16 protein-coding genes are annotated in these 18,336 nt (G+C 55.1%); 7 read left to right on the forward strand and 9 right to left on the reverse strand.

Going from position 1 to position 18,336, the window contains the following annotated elements; all coding sequences use genetic code 11:
- Window positions 1–3 precede the first annotated feature (3 nt).
- From bamA to rpsB, 9 genes are all read right to left on the reverse strand, one after another.
- Window positions 4–2,334: an outer membrane protein assembly factor BamA gene (gene bamA, locus CIK78_RS17455; protein WP_096282171.1), complete on the reverse strand. Its 2,331-nt coding sequence runs from the start codon at window positions 2,332–2,334 to the stop codon at window positions 4–6.
- A 121-nt stretch (window positions 2,335–2,455) separates the two neighbouring features.
- Window positions 2,456–3,814, reverse strand: a complete 1,359-nt coding sequence (rseP, locus tag CIK78_RS17460; protein WP_096282172.1) for an RIP metalloprotease RseP — start codon at window positions 3,812–3,814, stop codon at window positions 2,456–2,458.
- A 47-nt stretch (window positions 3,815–3,861) separates the two neighbouring features.
- Window positions 3,862–5,070, reverse strand: coding sequence for a 1-deoxy-D-xylulose-5-phosphate reductoisomerase (ispC, locus tag CIK78_RS17465; protein WP_096282173.1), 1,209 nt, complete (start codon window positions 5,068–5,070; stop codon window positions 3,862–3,864).
- Window positions 5,067–5,909, reverse strand: a complete 843-nt coding sequence (locus tag CIK78_RS17470; RefSeq protein WP_096282174.1) for a phosphatidate cytidylyltransferase — start codon at window positions 5,907–5,909, stop codon at window positions 5,067–5,069. The genes ispC and CIK78_RS17470 overlap by 4 nt, the downstream gene beginning before the upstream one ends.
- Complete coding sequence (gene uppS, locus CIK78_RS17475; RefSeq protein WP_096282175.1) at window positions 5,902–6,690, reverse strand: polyprenyl diphosphate synthase; 789 nt, start codon at window positions 6,688–6,690, stop codon at window positions 5,902–5,904. The genes CIK78_RS17470 and uppS overlap by 8 nt, the downstream gene beginning before the upstream one ends.
- A gap of 92 nt (window positions 6,691–6,782) precedes the next feature.
- Window positions 6,783–7,340 (reverse strand): ribosome recycling factor, encoded by a 558-nt coding sequence (gene frr, locus CIK78_RS17480; RefSeq protein ID WP_096282176.1) that lies wholly within the window; start codon window positions 7,338–7,340, stop codon window positions 6,783–6,785.
- 4 nt (window positions 7,341–7,344) lie between these two features.
- Window positions 7,345–8,124, reverse strand: a complete 780-nt coding sequence (pyrH, locus tag CIK78_RS17485; protein ID WP_096282177.1) for a UMP kinase — start codon at window positions 8,122–8,124, stop codon at window positions 7,345–7,347.
- Between the two features lie 149 nt (window positions 8,125–8,273).
- Window positions 8,274–9,143, reverse strand: coding sequence for a translation elongation factor Ts (gene tsf / locus CIK78_RS17490; RefSeq protein ID WP_096282178.1), 870 nt, complete (start codon window positions 9,141–9,143; stop codon window positions 8,274–8,276).
- Window positions 9,144–9,385: 242 nt separating this feature from the next.
- Window positions 9,386–10,135 carry a 30S ribosomal protein S2 gene (rpsB, locus tag CIK78_RS17495; RefSeq protein ID WP_096282179.1) on the reverse strand — a complete coding sequence of 250 codons (750 nt, stop codon included), beginning with the start codon at window positions 10,133–10,135 and terminating at the stop codon, window positions 9,386–9,388.
- A gap of 348 nt (window positions 10,136–10,483) precedes the next feature.
- Here rpsB and map point away from each other — a divergent pair, with 348 nt between their 5' ends.
- From map to CIK78_RS17530, 7 genes are all read left to right on the forward strand, one after another.
- Window positions 10,484–11,275 (forward strand): type I methionyl aminopeptidase, encoded by a 792-nt coding sequence (gene map, locus CIK78_RS17500; protein ID WP_096282180.1) that lies wholly within the window; start codon window positions 10,484–10,486, stop codon window positions 11,273–11,275.
- Entirely contained in the window at window positions 11,275–13,950 is a 2,676-nt protein-coding gene (locus tag CIK78_RS17505; RefSeq protein ID WP_096282181.1) for a [protein-PII] uridylyltransferase, read from the forward strand. Before map ends, CIK78_RS17505 begins: the two co-directional genes overlap by 1 nt.
- A gap of 91 nt (window positions 13,951–14,041) precedes the next feature.
- Entirely contained in the window at window positions 14,042–15,238 is a 1,197-nt protein-coding gene (dapC, locus tag CIK78_RS17510) for a succinyldiaminopimelate transaminase (RefSeq protein WP_096282182.1), read from the forward strand.
- 45 nt (window positions 15,239–15,283) lie between these two features.
- Complete coding sequence (locus CIK78_RS17515; protein ID WP_096282183.1) at window positions 15,284–15,628, forward strand: Spx/MgsR family RNA polymerase-binding regulatory protein; 345 nt, start codon at window positions 15,284–15,286, stop codon at window positions 15,626–15,628.
- A 59-nt stretch (window positions 15,629–15,687) separates the two neighbouring features.
- Window positions 15,688–16,713 carry a 2,3,4,5-tetrahydropyridine-2,6-dicarboxylate N-succinyltransferase gene (gene dapD, locus CIK78_RS17520; RefSeq protein WP_096282184.1) on the forward strand — a complete coding sequence of 342 codons (1,026 nt, stop codon included), beginning with the start codon at window positions 15,688–15,690 and terminating at the stop codon, window positions 16,711–16,713.
- Complete coding sequence (gene dapE / locus CIK78_RS17525) at window positions 16,700–17,872, forward strand: succinyl-diaminopimelate desuccinylase (RefSeq protein WP_096282185.1); 1,173 nt, start codon at window positions 16,700–16,702, stop codon at window positions 17,870–17,872. Before dapD ends, dapE begins: the two co-directional genes overlap by 14 nt.
- Window positions 17,869–18,258 carry a hypothetical protein gene (locus CIK78_RS17530; RefSeq protein WP_096282186.1) on the forward strand — a complete coding sequence of 130 codons (390 nt, stop codon included), beginning with the start codon at window positions 17,869–17,871 and terminating at the stop codon, window positions 18,256–18,258. The genes dapE and CIK78_RS17530 overlap by 4 nt, the downstream gene beginning before the upstream one ends.
- Window positions 18,259–18,336 lie beyond the last annotated feature (78 nt).

Consider the following 18,336-nt stretch of genomic DNA (forward strand, 5'->3'; position numbering starts at 1 on the left):
CTCTTAGAACGTTTGTCCCAATGAGAACTGGAAGAACTGTGTATCGTCGCCGCTCTCATCGTTCAATGGGCGAGCAACACTAAACGTTAGCGGGCCCACTGGTGTCAGCCAAGAAAGGCCAATACCTGTGCTGTAGCGCAGGTCACCTAAATCAACGCCCGAGTTACACTGCTGACGGCCGGCATCTTCATCCAGCACATCGTAGCAAGAGCTCAGGAAGGTATTACCACCATCTAAGAACAGCGATGTTTGAAGTGCGCGCTGATCTTCAATAAAGGGCAGCGGGAAAATGATCTCGGCGCTGCCTTCGATTGAAACGTTACCACCCAACGTACGATTACGGCCGCCTTCAGAAGATGGCGTCGTGCGCTGACCTAACGTATTAGAGGTAAAACCACGTACCGAGCCTAGGCCACCGGCGTAGAAGTTCTCATAGAAGGGGAACGGATCGTTGCCGCCTAACGTGTCGGCATAGCCAACATTACCGGTAAATTTGAGCGCGAAGGACTCATCATCGTTGATCGGGAAAAGCTGCTGGGCACGCGCACGCAGCTTATAATATTCCGCATCGCTGCCCGGCACACCGGTTTCTATTGAAAGACGCTGGTAGTTACCATCCGTCGGCATGATACCGCGGTTAAGGTTATTACGTGTCCAGCTGGCCGTTAGCTTAAGGCTTTGCGCGTCCTCACCCTGGTCTTCCACATAGCGGCGAATTTCAGAGGCCGTATCAAAGTAGGTTTTGACCGTTAGGTCTTCAAGACTGGCGCCAAAGTTTAGCCGCGATAGCTCGCTGACAGGGTAGCCGAAGTTAATACCCGCACCATAGGCATCCGTCGAGAACGTAGAAATATCGGAATCGGCATAGTCGGTTTCGCGGTAGAAAACATTGTAACCGCGAGAAATCCCATCGAGCGTCCAGTAGGGGTCGGTGAAACCAAAGTTGACACTGGTAAAGGTATCGCTGCGCTGAGCCCCTATGTTGACCCGATTACCCGTACCAAGGAAGTTGTTCTGCGATAGACCTACGCCATAGATAACGCCGGCACTTTGAGAAAAGCCAACGCTTGCCGACACCGAACCGGAAGGCTGCTCTTCAACGTTATAGGTAACATCCAGCAGATCCGGCTCACCAGGAACAGGCTGCGTATCCACTTCTACTTGGCTAAAGAAACCCAGTCGCTCTAGACGCTGACGCGATTGAGTGATGGCATCCGTCGAAGCAGGCGCGCCTTCTAGTTGAATCATCTCGCGACGCAGCACTTCATCTTGAGTGGTGGTATTACCGAAGAACTCAATGCGGCGCACATAGGCACGCTCACCTGAATTAACGGCGATGACCAAATCGACCGTCTCACCATCGTCCGATATTTCAGGCACGCCCTGAATATCAGCAAAGGCAAAGCCCTCCGCACCTAGCCGCTGACGCAGGGCTTCAGTGGAGGCATTGACATCACCACGCGAGAAAATCTCACCTTCATTAACGGTGAGCAGCTGACGGGCTTCGTTTTCGCTGATCTGTAGATCACCCGCAAAACGAATATTACCAACGCGATACTGTTGACCTTCATCAACGTTTAACGTGATGAAAATCTCCGATTTCTCGGGACCAATCGATACCTGAGTCGAGGTAACGTCAAAGTTGACGTAGCCGCGGTCTAAGTAGTAAGAACGCAGTCGCTCAATATCGCCCGACAATGCTTCGCGGGAGTACTCGTCGCTAGAGAACCAGCCAAAGAACCGCCCCGGCCGATCGTTTAACTCAAATACTTGGCGCAGCGTTTCATCATCAAAGGCCTCATTACCAATAATATTGATCTGGCTAATTTTAGCAATTTCGCCTTCATTGATGTTGATATTGACCTGAACGCGGCCTTCATCAATTTCTTCAACTTCGGTATCAATGCTGGCGCTGTAGCGACCCTGAGACTGATAAACACCTTCCAGCTCGCGCTGAATTTCCTCTAGCGTAGAAAGCTCCAGCACCTGCCCCTCAGAAAGGCCCGATTGGCGTAAGCCATTACGCAGATCGTCTTCAGATATCTGGTCGTTGCCGTTGATCTGTAGCCGTGCAATGGTCGGGCGTTCAACGACCTGAATAACGAGCACATCTCCCTCGCGTGCTAAGGAGACATCATCAAAAAGTCCCGTTGCAAACAAATCACGAGCAGCGTTAGCCAACTGGGCCTCGCTGACGCGCTCATTGGCACTGACTGGGAACGCATTGAAGACCGAGGCGGCAGATACCCGCTGTAGTCCTTCCACTCGAATGTCTGAAACATCAAAGGATTGTGCTTGGGCGCCGCTGGCGCCTGCCAGCAAAAGTGCCGCCATTCCAAGGGTCTTGATTTTCATGCAGTCAATTCGCTCGCGTTGGTCTGCCCATCATTCCAGACAGGCACCATATACATTTGTGCAGGCAGATGACAAGGCATCCTGCGCGCTACACGCGTCATTACCACAGGCGCATCAGATCAAAATAGAGGGCCATCAACATCAGGGTGCCAACCATGGCAAGCCCAATGCGCAATCCTACGGCTTGTGTTCTTTCAGATACTGGCCGTCCACGCACGACCTCCATGAAATAATAAAGCAAATGGCCACCATCAAGCACGGGGATTGGTAGTAAATTAAGCACCCCAAGGCTGATAGAAAGATACGCTAGAAAGCCGACAAACGCTTCTACCCCCGCACGCGCTGAATCTCCAGACACCTGCGCGATGGTAATCGGCCCGGATAAATTGGAGGGAGAAATAAGCCCAACCAACATCTTCCGTATGGCATCTACGGTTAATAGCGTCATCTCTCCGGTGCGCGAAAGCGCCTGTCCAACCGCTTCAATAGGGCCATAGCGGATTTCACGCTGGAACTCCGCAGGCCACTCAACCTGCTGCGCGCCGGCACCGATATAACCAATTTCTACCCCTGTATCTAAGCTGTTACGCCCTGGGGTTAAATCTATATTCGACCGTTCGCCGTCTCGTTCGTAAGTGAGCTGCAGCGTTTCACCAGGGCTGCCCCGCACGATATTGACGAAGTGCATCCAATCATCCACCTGCTCGCCATTAATCGCCACCATGGTATCGCCAGCCATAAGGCCCGACTGCTCGGCGGCCTCACCACTCACGACTTGGCCTAAAATAGCCGGAAACTCTGGCTGCCACGGCGTGATACCCAGCGTTTCCAACGGCTGCGGTGGATCCTGACGCACCAAATAATCTGCCACCGGCAGCATATAGCGCTGGGAATCACTCGCCCCTTCTGGGCGTGCATCAATACTCAGCTCGCCGCTAAAGCCAATGATAGACACTAGCTTTAGATTAACATCTTCCCAAGAGCGCATTTCATCGCCTTGAACAGCGACAATTTCATAGCCACGCGCAAGCCCTGCCTGCTCGGCGGGGGAGTTCGGAATAACGTCCCCCACCATGGGCGCAACGACCGTGGTACCGGCCACAAATAGCCCCCAGTACACAACGATTGCTAGCAAAAAATTAGCGATCGGCCCCGCTGCCACAATAGCAATGCGCTGCCAAACTGTCTTGCGGTTAAACGCCTGGTCTAGCTGATCTTCTGGAACCGGCGCTTCGCGCTCATCAAGCATTTTGACATAGCCGCCGAGCGGAATCGCCGCGATAGCGTACTCGGTGCCTTGACGATCAACCCGGGACCACAAAGGTTTACCAAAACCTACCGAAAAGCGCAGCACTTTGACGCCGCAACGGCGTGCCACCCAAAAATGGCCAAACTCGTGAAAAGTCACTAGCAGGCCCAGCACCACAATGACCGCTAAAATATTTTGTATCAGGCCCACACTAAACTCCTTTACGCCCCGCTCTTAACGACCAGCTCAGCGGATGCTTAAGCGGACCACTTGGTTACCAGCTCAATCGCCTGATGTCGCGCCCACTGGTCGGCTGCCAATACGCTTTCCACACTATCAACGCGACCTTCAGAGGGACGCGAAAGAATTTCTTCTACCAGCTGTCCAATCGCAGAAAAGCCCAGCCGATGCTGCAAAAATGCTTCAACCGCTATTTCATTCGCTGCATTTAATACGGCCGGCGCCAATCCGCCTTGCTGCATCGCTGCGCGAGCAAGGCCTAAACAGGGAAAACGCGCTTCGTCAGGGGCTTCAAAATCGAGCCGTGCCACCTGAAAAAGATCAAGAGTTTCCACTCCAGCGTTAATACGCTCAGGCCAAGCAAGCCCGTAGGCAATAGGCGTGCGCATATCTGGATTACCCAGCTGGGCAATCACTGACCCGTCATGATACGCCACCATGGAGTGAATCACGCTTTGCGGGTGAACCACCACCTGGATTTGCTCAGGGGTTGCATCAAATAACCAGCAGGCTTCAATCAGCTCTAATCCTTTATTCATCAACGTTGCGCTGTCGACTGAAATCTTGCGCCCCATTGACCAATTAGGATGGGCACAGGCCTGCTCTGGCGTTGCGCTATCGATGTCGGCCTGACGCCAAGTGCGAAACGGCCCTCCAGAGGCCGTCAACATAAGCTGGGTAATACCGTGTTGTGCCAACCCACCGCGATGCTTCACGGGTAGACACTGGTAGATGGCATTATGTTCGGAATCAATTGGCAATAACGTTGCGCCCGAGCGGGAAACAGCCTCCATAAACAGCGCGCCACTCATGACCAGTGCCTCTTTATTGGCCAGCAGCACTCGCTTGCCTGCTTCCGCCGCCGCCAGTGCTGGCAGCAAGCCTGCGGCACCCACAATAGCGGCCATAACACAGTCGACACTGGCATCTCGAGCAACGTCACATAGCGCTTTCGGGCCGGCATTGACATCGACCTGCTGCCCAGCTTGCTTAAGTTCACGACGCAGCCATGCGGCATCAGCATCGCTATCTAGCACGGCGACCGCCGGTCGATGCACCAAACACTGGGCTAGCAACGCTTCCTTTGAGGTGTGTGCAGTTAGCGCGTGAATTACATAGCGCTCGGGATGGCGGGCAATCACGTCAAGCGTGCTAGCCCCCACAGAGCCCGTCGATCCTAGCACCGTAACTCGCTGCAACGATGATGGCTTAGCTGACTGAATCATAGCGGCAGTCCTTGGACCAGCATTGGAGCAAACCTTGCGACCAAGACTTCGAGATACAGCAGCGCAAACAGCGGAATGGCGGCTGTCAGGCTGTCAATACGGTCTAAAACTCCGCCGTGACCAGGCAGCAGCTGACTGGAATCCTTAATATTGCGATATCGCTTCAACATGCTTTCTAACAAATCACCAAGCACGGAAATCAGAGTGACCAGAGCGGTGATTATGATCAACGCTAATCCTCCCGCGACGCCCAGCGGCTGCCAAATGGCAAACGCTAGTGCCAGTAGTGAGGTTGCTACCAGCCCTCCAATAACGCCTTCCCAGGATTTTCCGGGGCTAACGCGGGGTGCAAGCTTGCGTTTACCCCATCGACGACCTGCAAAATAAGCACCGATATCGGCGGTCCAGACAAGCAGCATCACGAACAACAGCCAAATCGCGCCGCTATCACGCAGCACGTTAAAGCCCACCCAACACGGTAGTAGCACCCATAAACCCATTGCTAAGCGGCGCCCTGTGGCTTGCCACTGCGCCCCCGCTGCCGGGTAGCGGACGACCCAGTAAAGGTTTACTAACCAGCCCACTGCGGCGAGCCATAGCGGCCAAACGGCAAATACCGCACCGCTCAGCCACATAATTGCCATCAGCAAGGCTAAAGCGGCTACCAGCTGTAAGCGGACACGCTGGCGAGTAACGCCGGCTAAATTGGTCCACTCCCAAGCGCCAAGCACAACTATCAAGGCTGTAAACAGCGCAAACGCACCGCCTTGTAATCCGAACAGGCCGATTAGCGTAAGAGGCGCTAACCAAGCCGCGGTGATAATCCGCTGTTTAAGCACCTTGCGCCTCAATTTGTTCGTCTGTCATACCAAAGCGACGACGACGCTGACAGAAGTCGTTTAACGCCAAATCAAAAGCGTCTGCGCCGAAATCAGGCCATAACAGAGGTGAAAAATACAGCTCAGCATAGGCAAGCTGCCAGAGCATGAAATTAGATAGCCGCTGCTCACCGCTCGTCCGTATGCACAGGTCGACCGGCGGCACTCGCTCGCTGCCCATCGCTGCATCGAAGCAATCTTCATCAATGGCGGAAGGTGCTAAGTCACCGGCGGCAACCTGCTCAGCTAAAGCTCGCGCCGTGCGGGCGATTTCCCACTGCCCGCCATAGTTGGCGGCAATCACTAAATGCATACCCGTGTTATGCGCCGTTAGCGCCTCAGCACGCTGAATATGCTTTTGAATAGCGTGTGAAAAACCACGCTCCTCACCAATAATCGACAGCCGTACATTGCGCTCATTGAGCTTTTTGACTTCACGCTTAAGCGCCATTAAAAACAGCTCCATCAGCGCATTAACCTCTGCTGCTGGACGTTTCCAATTTTCGCTGGAGAAAGCGAACAGGCTAAGCGTTTTCACCTCACGCTCAGCGGCACGCTGAATCACCGCACGAACCGCTTCAACGCCTGCACGGTGTCCACGCACGCCAGAAAGCCCACGCGCACGCGCCCAGCGGTTATTACCATCCATAATGATGGCAACATGAGACGGCATAGCCTCCCCATCCAGGGAAAGAACGCTGGCATCGTCCGGTTGTTTTTTGGGAAACTGCGGTGACGTCATGGATTCTCGCGCCAAAGTTCAGTCATAAAACACCCGCCAGAGCGTCGAAAAACGGGCAGCTAACGCTGCCCGTCATTAAATAAAACACAGACTTATACCTGCATAAGATCCTGTTCTTTTGCGGCCAACGCTTTATCGACTTCAGCGATATATTTGTCGGTCAATTTCTGAACCTCATCTTCACCTTGACGCTGATCGTCTTCGGTAATGTCTTTTTCTTTTAACAGCGACTTAAAGTCACCGTTGGCATCACGACGCACGTTGCGCACGGCAACGCGAGCATTCTCTGCTTCGCTGCGCGCCTGTTTAATGTAAACCTTGCGAGTTTCTTCAGTCAGCATCGGCATCGGAACACGAATGACGTTACCCGCGCTGGCCGGGTTAAGGCCAAGGTCAGACGTCATGATGGCTTTCTCGATCTTCTGAACCATGCCCTGTTCCCACGGCGCAATGCTCAGCGTACGAGCATCTTCAACGTTCACAGAGGCTACTTGGGTAAGCGGCACCTGGCTACCGTAATAATCAACGGTGACCGCGTCCAGAATACTCGGATGAGCGCGCCCGGTACGAATTTTATTGAAGTTACTATTCAGTGCCTCAACGCTTTTCTTCATGCGCGATTCGGCATCTTTCTTAATATCGTTGATCACGTCATTACCCTCTATATATCAGCGTGCCTTCCTTGCCCCCCACCACCATATTCAGCAGGGCACCAGGCTTATTCATATCAAACACCCGCACCGGCATATTATGGTCACGTACCAGGCAGATAGCGGTCAAATCCATCACGCCCAGCTTTTGATCTAGGGCGTCGTCGTAAGAAAGCTGGTCATACTTCACAGCATCCGGGTGTTTTACCGGATCTTTATTGTAGACGCCATCAACTTTGGTCGCCTTGATCACCACATCAGCATCCACTTCAATGCCGCGCAAACAGGCAGCTGAATCAGTGGTAAAGAAGGGGTTACCCGTTCCCGCCGAGAAAAGCACAACATCACCGGAGGTTAAGTAACGAATGGCAGTGCGCCGATCGTAGTGCTCAACCACACCGCTCATCGGGATAGCCGACATAACGCGCGAACGGATGTTGGAACGTTCGAGTGCGTCACGCATGGCCAGCGCATTCATGACCGTGGCCAGCATCCCCATATGGTCACCAGTCACACGATCCATACCGGCCTCGCTGAGCGCGGCGCCGCGAAACAAGTTACCGCCGCCAATCACGATACCCACTTGCACGCCAATACCCACCAGTTGACCGATTTCCAGCGCCAGGCGGTCAAGTACCTTGGGGTCAATACCAAAATCGTGCTCGCCCATCAGCGCTTCGCCCGAAAGCTTGAGCAAAATACGTTTGTATTTTGACTTCGAACTCTCAGCGTTGCCTTTGCTGGGTGCGACGTAAGGGGTCGGCTCTTGAACATCACGTGACATGGCATCTCTCCTGAGGCAGGCCTGAACACAAGCAGGCGGGGTAGCCCTGATTTGTACAACCATCCGTTGCACAAGAACCAATTACAAGGGCCGGATACGCAAAGGCGTGCGCTCGCGCGCACGCCATGTTCTTCTTGAAACCTCTGACCTTAGCGACGGCCAGCCTGTTCCATAACTTCTTTAGCAAAATCGACTTCTTCTTTTTCGATACCTTCGCCTACTTCAAAGCGCGTGAAGCTCACGACTTCGCCACCCGCTGCTTTAACGAACTCAGCGACGGTCTGGTTAGGGTCTTTAACAAACGGCTGCTCGGTTAGGCTGTTTTCGGCCAGGTACTTTTTCAAGCGACCCTGCACCATTTTCTCAGCGATCTGCTCCGGCTTACCGGCCATATCCGGCTGTGCCAAGATAATAGCTTTTTCTTGATCAAGCTGTTCTTGGGGCATGTCAGCAGGAAGCGCAACCGCAGGATTGATAGCGGCCACGTGCATCGCAACATCTTTCGCGACGGCCGCGGTACCGCCAGTCAATACAGTCAAAACGCCAATGCGGCCACCGTGGACGTATTCGCCAACCAAACCACCTTCTACAGCGTTAACAACGACGGCACGACGCACGCCGATATTCTCGCCAATTTTCTGAACCAACTGCTCACGTGCAGTTTCCAGATCGCCCGCCATTACAGCAGCGACATCTTCGTTTTTAGCGGCGAAGAAACCACTAACGATTTTGTCAGCAAACGAAATGAAGTTGTCATCACGCGCAACAAAGTCGGTCTCGGAGTTGATTTCGACCATTACGCCGTAGCTACCGTCTTCCGCTACGCGCGTAACTACCACACCTTCTGCGGCGATACGGTCGGCTTTCTTCGCGGCTTTAAGGCCTGAATTTTTGCGCAGGTTTTCGATTGCAACGTCGATATCGCCATCGGTTTCGGTGAGTGCTTTTTTACACTCCATCATGCCGAGACCGGTACGTTCGCGAAGTTCCTTGACCTGAGAGGCGCTAATAGCTGCCATGAGAATTCACCTCTGAAATAGTGCTATTGAAGTAGCACTTGAAAATAGTGCTATGAGAGTTAGACGCAACACAGGCGAGTATAGCCAAAATAGATGACCATCATGTATCACTCTGCATTACGAAGCCGGCTTCGACGAGCGGGCAAATTCGACTTGCTCAGATTATTCATCTGTAGCGCGACAAAGGGGGCATAGCCCCCTTCATCACGATGCGGCTAAATCAACCGCATCCACAGCGGCTATTACTCAGCAGCCGTGTTGTCTTCAGCTGCAGCGGCCTCTTCGGTCACTTCAACAAACTCTTGAGCATTGCTTTCTTTGGCACGACCACACGCATCCGCAATCGCTTTAACGTAGATCTGGATAGCGCGGATAGAGTCATCGTTGCCTGGGATCACGTAATCAACGCCATCGGGGTTGGAGTTAGTATCCACCACGCCGATGACCGGGATGCCAAGCTTGTTGGCTTCGTTGATCGCAATACGCTCATGGTCAACGTCGATGACGAACAGCGCGTCCGGAAGGCCGCCCATGTTCTTGATGCCGCCGATAGAACGCTCAAGTTTTTCTTGCTCGCGAGTCGCCATCAAGACTTCTTTCTTGGTCAGCTTCTCGAACGTACCGTCTTCACGCATGGTTTCAAGATCACGCAGACGCTTAATAGACTGGCGAATGGTCTTGAAGTTGGTCAGCATGCCGCCCAACCAGCGATGGTTGACGAACGGCTGGCCACTGCGATTGGCTTCTTCTTTAATTACCTTGCTAGCGCTGCGCTTGGTGCCAACAAACAAAATTTTGTTGTTGGATGCCGCCATCTTCTCAACCACATCAACCGCTTCATTCAGTGCCGGCAGAGTATGTTCAAGGTTGATGATGTGAATCTTGTTGCGCGCGCCGAAGATAAACTTGCTCATCTTCGGGTTCCAGTACTTGGTCTGGTGACCGAAGTGAGCGCCTGCTTTAAGCAGGTCACGCATATTGACGTGAGACATGGTAAAACTCCTCAAACTCGGGTTAGGCCTCCACGCACCCCATGGATCCGACCGTTGACTGCGTTAGACGCTGCCAGCGGCACCCGGGACCATGTGCCGGTGCATGTGTGTTTTTAAGGCTTGACGTTTTTAGTGATTAAGCAAGCAACGCGCCGCTTCGTGGCACACTGCATATTCATTGCCCCGCCCTTCAGTGTGCACCCAGCCAATAAAGAAGCTCGGAATCACGATTGCAGGAAAGCGCGCGGCTTTATACCATAGATCATTGCCAAGATGAAGTCGCGCCCCGTTTTACGGTTTTAAATTGCGCCATTCTATTTGCCCCATTTACATTCAAATCGAGTATTCATGAACGTTCCTATCAAGACGCCTTCTGAAATCGAACACATGCGCGAAGCCGGACGCCAAGCGGTCAGCGTCATCGAAATGATCACCCCGCATGTGCAGGCGGGCATCAGCACCGGCGAAATCGACCGCCTTTGCCACGCATACATTGTTAATGAACTGGGCTCAACACCTGCGCCGCTGAACTACCATGGCTTCCCCAAGGCGACCTGCACCTCGCTGAATCACGTGGTGTGCCACGGCATTCCCGACGATGCCAAGACGCTGAAAAAAGGCGACATCATGAATCTGGATATCACCGTTAAGACCCCAGCGGGTTATCACGGCGACTCCAGCGTTATGTTTATCATCGGTGAGAACATTCAGGGCGAGCGACTGAGCCGCATCACTCAAGAGTGCCTGTATAAAAGCATCGAATTAGTAAAACCCGGGGTACGCCTTTCTGAACTCGCCCGCGTGATTCAAAAGCACGCTGAAGAGAACGGCTATTCGGTCGTCCGCGACTTCTGCGGCCACGGGCTAGGTGCCGAGTTTCACGAAGAGCCGCAGTTTTTACACTACGATGGCTACGCGCCGGATGCCGACATTAAACTGGCGGCGGGTATGTGCTTCACGATCGAGCCGATGATCAACGTTGGTGGCTACAAAACCAAGGTACTGCGCGATGGCTGGACGGCCGTCACCAGAGATCGCAGCCTTTCTGCCCAGTGGGAACATACGCTGCTGGTCACTGAGTCTGGCGTTGAGGTGCTGACTGCACGTAGCGAAGAAGACTTCAGCTTTTTGCCCAACTGATGCTCCTACACCACTACCGGTTTGAACCGGACACCTCGCTTTACGACCTGCACGCCTTTCGCGCCGAGCTTGCAGGTTCGCGCTCACCGATTGCACCGTTTAAGGCGGCCCTGCGCGAGCTACAGACGCGCCTAGATGACCAGTTTCGTGCCGGAGCGGATATTCGCGACTTGGTACGTGGGCGCGCCTGGTATTTAGACCAACTGCTGGCGATAGCCTGGGCACTGCAAGCATGGCCTGATGACGGTATTGCATTGGTCGCAGTGGGTGGCTACGGCCGGGGCGAGCTCCACCCTCACTCGGATATCGACCTGCTACTGCTGCTGGCACAGGACGATGACACCGCTTACCGCGAGCCGCTCACCGCGTTTATCACTTTTTTGTGGGATATCGGCCTTGAAATTGGCCATAGCGTGCGCTCACTCAACGACTGCGAGCGAGAAGCCAAAGCCGATGTGACGGTGATTACCAACCTGCTTGAATCGCGCCTAATCGCAGGCCCCGAAAGCCTGCGTGTCGCCATGCAGCAGCGCTTAAGCGCCAGCAACATTTGGCCCGCCGACCGTTTTTTCGAGGCCAAATGGCAGGAACAAATATCTCGCCACTACCGCTACAACAACTCTGAATACCATTTGGAGCCCAACCTTAAAAGCTCCCCAGGCGGTCTGCGCGACATCCAAATGATCGGCTGGGTCGCGAAGCGCCATTTTGATACTGAGCAGTACACCGACATCGTGGCCAAAGGGTTTATGAACGATGCCGAGCTGCGCATTCTAAGCCAGGGCCAGGCGTTTTTATGGCAGGTCCGCTATGCCCTGCATATGCTCACCGACCGCGCTGAAGACCGCCTGCTGTTTGATCACCAGCGCACCATTGCCGACATGTTTGGCTTTCGCGATACGCCGGAACGCCTGGCGGTTGAGCAATTCATGAAACGCTACTACCGGCATGTCACCGCGCTCGCAGGCCTTAACGACATGCTGCTACAGCATTTTGACGAAGTCATTCTGCGTGGCAAAGAGGCCCTAGAAACCGTCAAACTCAATGAGCGCTTTGAGACCAAAGGCGGCTACATTCAAGCGCGCTCGCGCACTTTATTTCGCGAGCAGCCCGCGGCCATGCTGGAACTGTTTCTCCTCATGGCCCAGCACCCAGAGATTGAAGGGGTTCGCGCGGACACGATCCGGCTGATTCGTGATCACCGCCACCAAATTGACGATCACTATCGCGACGAGCCTCGCCACCAGCGGCTATTCATGGCCATTATGCGCGCCCCTGGCAACGTGCCACGCCAGCTGCGCCGCATGAACCGCTACGGCATTCTAGGCAAGTATCTGCCTGAATTTGGCCGCGCGGTGGGCCTCATGCAGCACGATCTGTTTCATATCTATACCGTCGATGCTCACACCCTGCGGCTGCTTAAGTTTCTGCACGGTTTTCGCAAATCGGACGCCAAGAGCGACTTCCCAGTCGCGGCTGCGCTAATACCGCAGCTGCCAAAGCTGGAGCTGCTTTGGATTGCCGGCCTATTTCACGATATTGGCAAAGGCCGCGGTGGCGATCACTCAGAAATCGGCGCCCGCGATGTCGAGCAGTTTTGTCAAAAGCATCACGTATCGCTGCATGACACCAACCTCGTTAGCTGGCTTGTCGAGCACCATCTGCTGATGTCGATGACGGCACAAAAGCGCGACATTACCGATCCCGACGTGATTCGCGATTTCGCTCTGATCGTGCGCAACGAGACCCGCTTAGATTATCTGTACGTGCTCACCGTCGCCGACATCAATGCCACCAACCCTACGCTATGGAATGGCTGGCGTGCATCGCTGCTGCGCCAACTTCACGCCGAAACCAAACGCGCCCTGCGCCGCGGCCTGAACAATCCACCGGACCGCGACGACTGGGTACGCGAGACGAAAACAGAAGCGCGTTCGCTGCTACAAACCATTGGCGTCAATCGCGGCCAAATTGACCAGCTTTGGGATTCGCTCGGGGAAGACTATTTTCTACAGTACGCGCCCAGCGAAATCGTCTGGCAAACCCAGGGCATCCTCAATCACAACCCGTCGCCGCTACCGCTGGTGCTGATTAGCGCGCCCACGGCAGATATGGCCGAAGGCGGCACCAAGGTATTCATCCACACCCGCTCGGTGGATGATCTATTCGCTGCCACCGCTGCCGCCATGGAGCAGCTCGGCCTATCAATTCACGATGCGCGTATTGCTACCTCGCATAACGACTGGACGCTAAATACCTTTATCGTCCTTGATAGTCACAGCCAGCCGATCCGCGATCCTGCGTACATCGAGGAGATGCGTCAGCATTTAGTCGAAGAGCTCGATGATCCTGATGACTACCCCACGATTGTCACCCGCCATACTCCGCGCCAGCTCAAGCATTTCAAGGTACCCACCGAGGTCATCATTGAACAAGATCCGGCTAATGAGCGCACCCTATTAGAGCTAACGGCCCCCGACCGCCCCGGCCTGCTGGCCCGAGTAGGGCGTATTTTCATGGAGCAGGACATCGCTATTTCCGCGGCCAAAATTGCCACGCTAGGCGAGCGCGTAGAAGACGTATTTTTCATTACCACCAAAGCCGGTGAGCCGCTTACTGACCCCGAGCGCCAGCAGCAGCTGCGCGAGCGCTTAATAGAAGTATTAGGGGTTTAGAATGCTCTGCAAGCCCAGTAAGGTTTGAGCCAACACTGGGGCTTGCTTATAATTGTCGGTCTACGCCCGCCACGCCACCAACGGACATATCATGAACGCCGACCTTGACGCCCTGCATCCCTACCCGTTTGAAAAGCTGGCCGCGCTCAAGGCAGCGCTCACCCCACCGGCTGAGATCGCACCTATCTCGCTGACGATTGGCGAACCCCAGCACGCCCCCTACCCCGCAGCGCTGGAAGCCATGGTGGCGCATCAGCTGGAAATGGCCCGCTACCCGGCCACTAACGGCCTGCCTGCACTGCGCCAAACGATTGCTGCCTGGGCAGCCCAGCGTTTTCAATTGCGCGAGCTGGATAGCGAGCGCCACGTAGTGCCGGTTAACGGCACGCGAGAAGCTATCTTCGCCTTTGTTCAGGCGGCGCTGGACCGCACCCGCCCGGCCAAAGTTGCCGTACCCAATCCGTTTTATCAGATTTACGAAGGCGCGACGCTGTTAGCCGGTGGCGAGCCGCTTTACCTGGACTGCACCGCTGAGAATGGCTTTCGACCCGACATTAGCGCGGTGCCCGCCGCCACGTGGCGCGAGGTGCAGATCGTCTTTATTTGCTCGCCGGGCAACCCTACCGGTGCGGTCACGCCTCTTGATGAGTTCAAGCAGCTGATTGCGCTGGCTGATGAACATGATTTTATTATCGCCTCCGATGAATGCTACTCGGAGCTGTATCTTGACGAAGCCGCCCCACCGCCCGGCCTGTTGCAGGCCTGCGCAGAGCTTGGGCGCGACGATTACCGGCGCTGCGTCGTCTTTCATTCGCTTTCCAAACGCTCCAACTTGCCAGGGCTGCGCTCTGGCTTTGTGGCGGGCGATGCGGCATTACTGACGCCCTTTAAGCGCTACCGTACCTATCACGGCTGCGCAATGTCGCTACCACTGCAACATGCTTCTATCGCCGCCTGGCAGGATGAACACCACGTGCGCGCGAATCGCGACGCCTATCGCGAAAAGTTTAGCGCCGTTACCGGTGTACTCGCACCCGTAATGGACTTTCCGGCGCCAAAGGCTAGTTTTTATCTATGGCCTGCGGTACCGGGCGGTGACGACATCGCCTTTACCCAACGCCTATTCGCTGAGCAGCACGTGAGCGTTTTGCCCGGCAGCCTAATGGGCCGTACCGGCAGAAGTGGCAAAAATCCCGGAGCCGGCCGTTTGCGATTAGCGCTGGTCGCTGAGTTAGCGCCCACGCTTGAAGCGGCCCAGCGAATTCGCCAGCTGATAGAGCTCGGTTAACAGTGATTACTCACCGCGCCCTTATTTAACGTTCTTGGAGGTCGTATGCGAACGCTCTACATTATCAATAATTGCGACACTTGCCGTAAGGCACAAAAAGATTTAGAAGCGAAAGGTATTGCCTTTAAAAGCTATGATTTACGCAAAGATGGCCTTTCAGCGAGCTTGCTTGAGCACATCCTTGAGCGCGTAGCACTAGTGGAGGCAATCAATAAGCGCAGCAAAACCTGGCGCGAGCTTTCCGATGAGGAGAAAAACTACGACGCCAACTCGGCTCGCCAACTGCTGATCAAACATCCGACGCTGCTTAAGCGGCCGCTGCTCGAAGTAGACGACGCCACCATTTTAGTCGGCTATCGCGAGGGCGATTACGACCAGCTACGCGGCTAGCCGCGGCCACACACTGTTTATTTTTACGACCCTTTTCCCTAACCACAGGACGACGACTTATGCTGAGCTTTGCGCTTGGAATCGGCACTCAAAACACTCAGGGCAACTGGCTGGAAATTTATTACCCGGCGCCACTGTTCAACCCAGAAGCGAGTCTGGTGGAGGCCGCGCAACAAGCGCTAGATGCGCCCAAGGGCAATGCCGCCATCAGCTTTCTACCCGAAGACTGCACGCGGCTGGCCAAGGCGTTAGAAGCCGCCGGCCATTCTGCCCAAGCGGAGCTTGCTGAAGCGCTTTCTGCCAGCCAGCGCCCCCTGGTAGCCATGTTCCTGGACACAGACCAAGCTCCGCAAACCGTGCCTGAGGTGTATTTAAAGCTGCACCTACTGTCGCATCGCCTAGTTAAGCCTCACGGCCTCGATCTCACTGGTATGTTTGGCCTGCTGCGCAATATCGCCTGGACCAACGAAGGCGCGATTGATATTGAAGAGCTACCAACGCGCCGCCTGAAGGCGCGCATGGCCGGCCGCGCGCTGTCCGTTGACTGCGTTGACAAGTTCCCCAAAATGACCGACTACGTGGTGCCCACCGGCATTCGCATTGCTGACACCGCCCGCGTGCGTCTGGGCGCTTATTTGGGTGAAGGCACCACCGTCATGCACGAAGGCTTCGTCAACTTCAATGCCGGCACTGAAGGCCCTGGCATGGTTGAAGGCCGTATTTCAGCCGGCGTCATGATCGGCAAAGGCTCTGACCTTGGCGGCGGTTGCTCGACCATGGGCACGCTCTCCGGCGGCGGTAATATGGTTATTAAGGTCGGAGAAGGCTGCTTGATCGGCGCCAACGCAGGCATCGGCATTCCGCTGGGCGACCGTTGCACGGTAGAAGCAGGCCTGTACATCACCGCAGGGTCTAAAATTACGCTTTTGGATGAGCAAGGCCAAGAAGTGAATACCGTCGCTGCGCGCGAGTTAGCCGGCCAAGATGACCTGCTATGGCGCCGCAATTCACAAAGTGGCCGCATCGAGTGCTTGACCAATAAAAGTGCGATCGCCCTAAACGAGGCGCTGCATGCCCATAACTGAGTCTGAATCACTGTCGCCGACGCTCACGCTCGCCTTTGAGCTGCTGCGCCGTGCGTCGGTCACGCCAGACGACGAGGGCTGCCAGCCGCTGATGATCGAGCGCTTAGAAGCGCTCGGTTTTCATATTGAGCGTCTGCCGTTTGGCGATGTGCAAAATTTTTGGGCAATACGCGGCCATCACGGCCCCGTCATAGCGTTCGCGGGGCATACCGACGTGGTCCCCAGCGGCCCGCATATCAATTGGCAGCATCCGCCGTTTGAACCCTGTATCGACGACGAGGGCATGCTCTGCGGCCGCGGCGCTGCCGATATGAAAGGCAGCCTGGCCTCAATGCTGACAGCGGTTGAGCGTTTTGTTACTCGCTACCCTCAGCACGATGGGCGAATTGCCTTTCTGATTACCTCCGACGAAGAGGGCCCCGCAGTGGATGGCACCCGTGCGGTGGTTGAGCATTTACGCGAGCGCAATGAACGCCTTGATTACTGCATCGTCGGCGAGCCTTCCTCTACTGAGCGCCTGGGCGATGTGATTAAAAACGGGCGCCGCGGCTCGCTCGGCGGCGTACTGCACGTCGAAGGCATTCAAGGCCACGTGGCTTACCCGCATTTAGCGCGCAACCCTATTCATCAAGCGATGCCTGCGCTAACGGCGCTCATCAACGAGCACTGGGACGCTGGCAACGATTTCTTCCCGGCCACCAGCTTTCAAATATCTAACCTTCGAGCGGGCACAGGCGCCACCAACGTGATCCCTGGCGACGTGGAGGTGGTATTTAACTTCCGCTTTTCCACCGAGGTGACGCACGAGGAGCTCAAAACGCGCACACACGCTATTTTGGACCAGCATGCGCTTGAGTATCAGGTAGACTGGACGCTCAATGGCGAGCCATTTTTGACTGCAGAAGGCGAGCTTGTCGATGCGGCCATTAAAGGTGTTGAAGCGGTGACCGGCCTGAGGCCCACGCTTTCAACCAGCGGCGGCACGTCTGATGGCCGCTTTATTGCCACCCTGGGCGCGCAAGTGGTCGAGCTAGGACCGCTTAACGATACCATCCACAAGGTCAATGAGCGCGTTCGCGCCAGCGATCTAGACGATTTAAGCCGGATTTACGAAGCCACGCTACAGGCGCTGCTCACACCCGGCGAGGCAAACGTATGATGGAGCGTTACCCCGATATAGAAATTTACCTGAAGAGCATTTCGCTTGACGCACTCAATGCGTGGCTTAAAAGCTCGCTGATAGCACCGCCGCTTAGCCCAGCCGGTAAAGGCCAGTGGAAAACCCGCGGCCAATATCAGGGCGACTGTGTACCGGTTTTATTGGTTGATAGGGCTGCGGATGGGTTTGCTAGCCTTTGGTTTGATAGCAACCATACCCCCTGGCTAACCGACCAAGACTGCGCCCAGCAGGCAGCCGAAGCGCTGCAAACCGAGGTGCGCTGCTCGCTAGGCGGCTGGCACCCTGGCGATGATCCTGATCGCTTTTGGCAAGTATTCCCGGGCGGCAAAGAAGGTGAAATTGCGTGGCCAGATTCGGGCCGCTGATATCAGGCTCACTAAACCACCCAACGAGCTAAACGCAAACGACCCCGCCTTGGCGGGGTCGTTTGCTATCAAATAAGT

The sequence above is a fragment of the Halomonas sp. JB37 genome (assembly GCF_002332255.1).
GTDB classification, from domain to species: Bacteria; Pseudomonadota; Gammaproteobacteria; order Pseudomonadales; family Halomonadaceae; genus Vreelandella; species Vreelandella casei.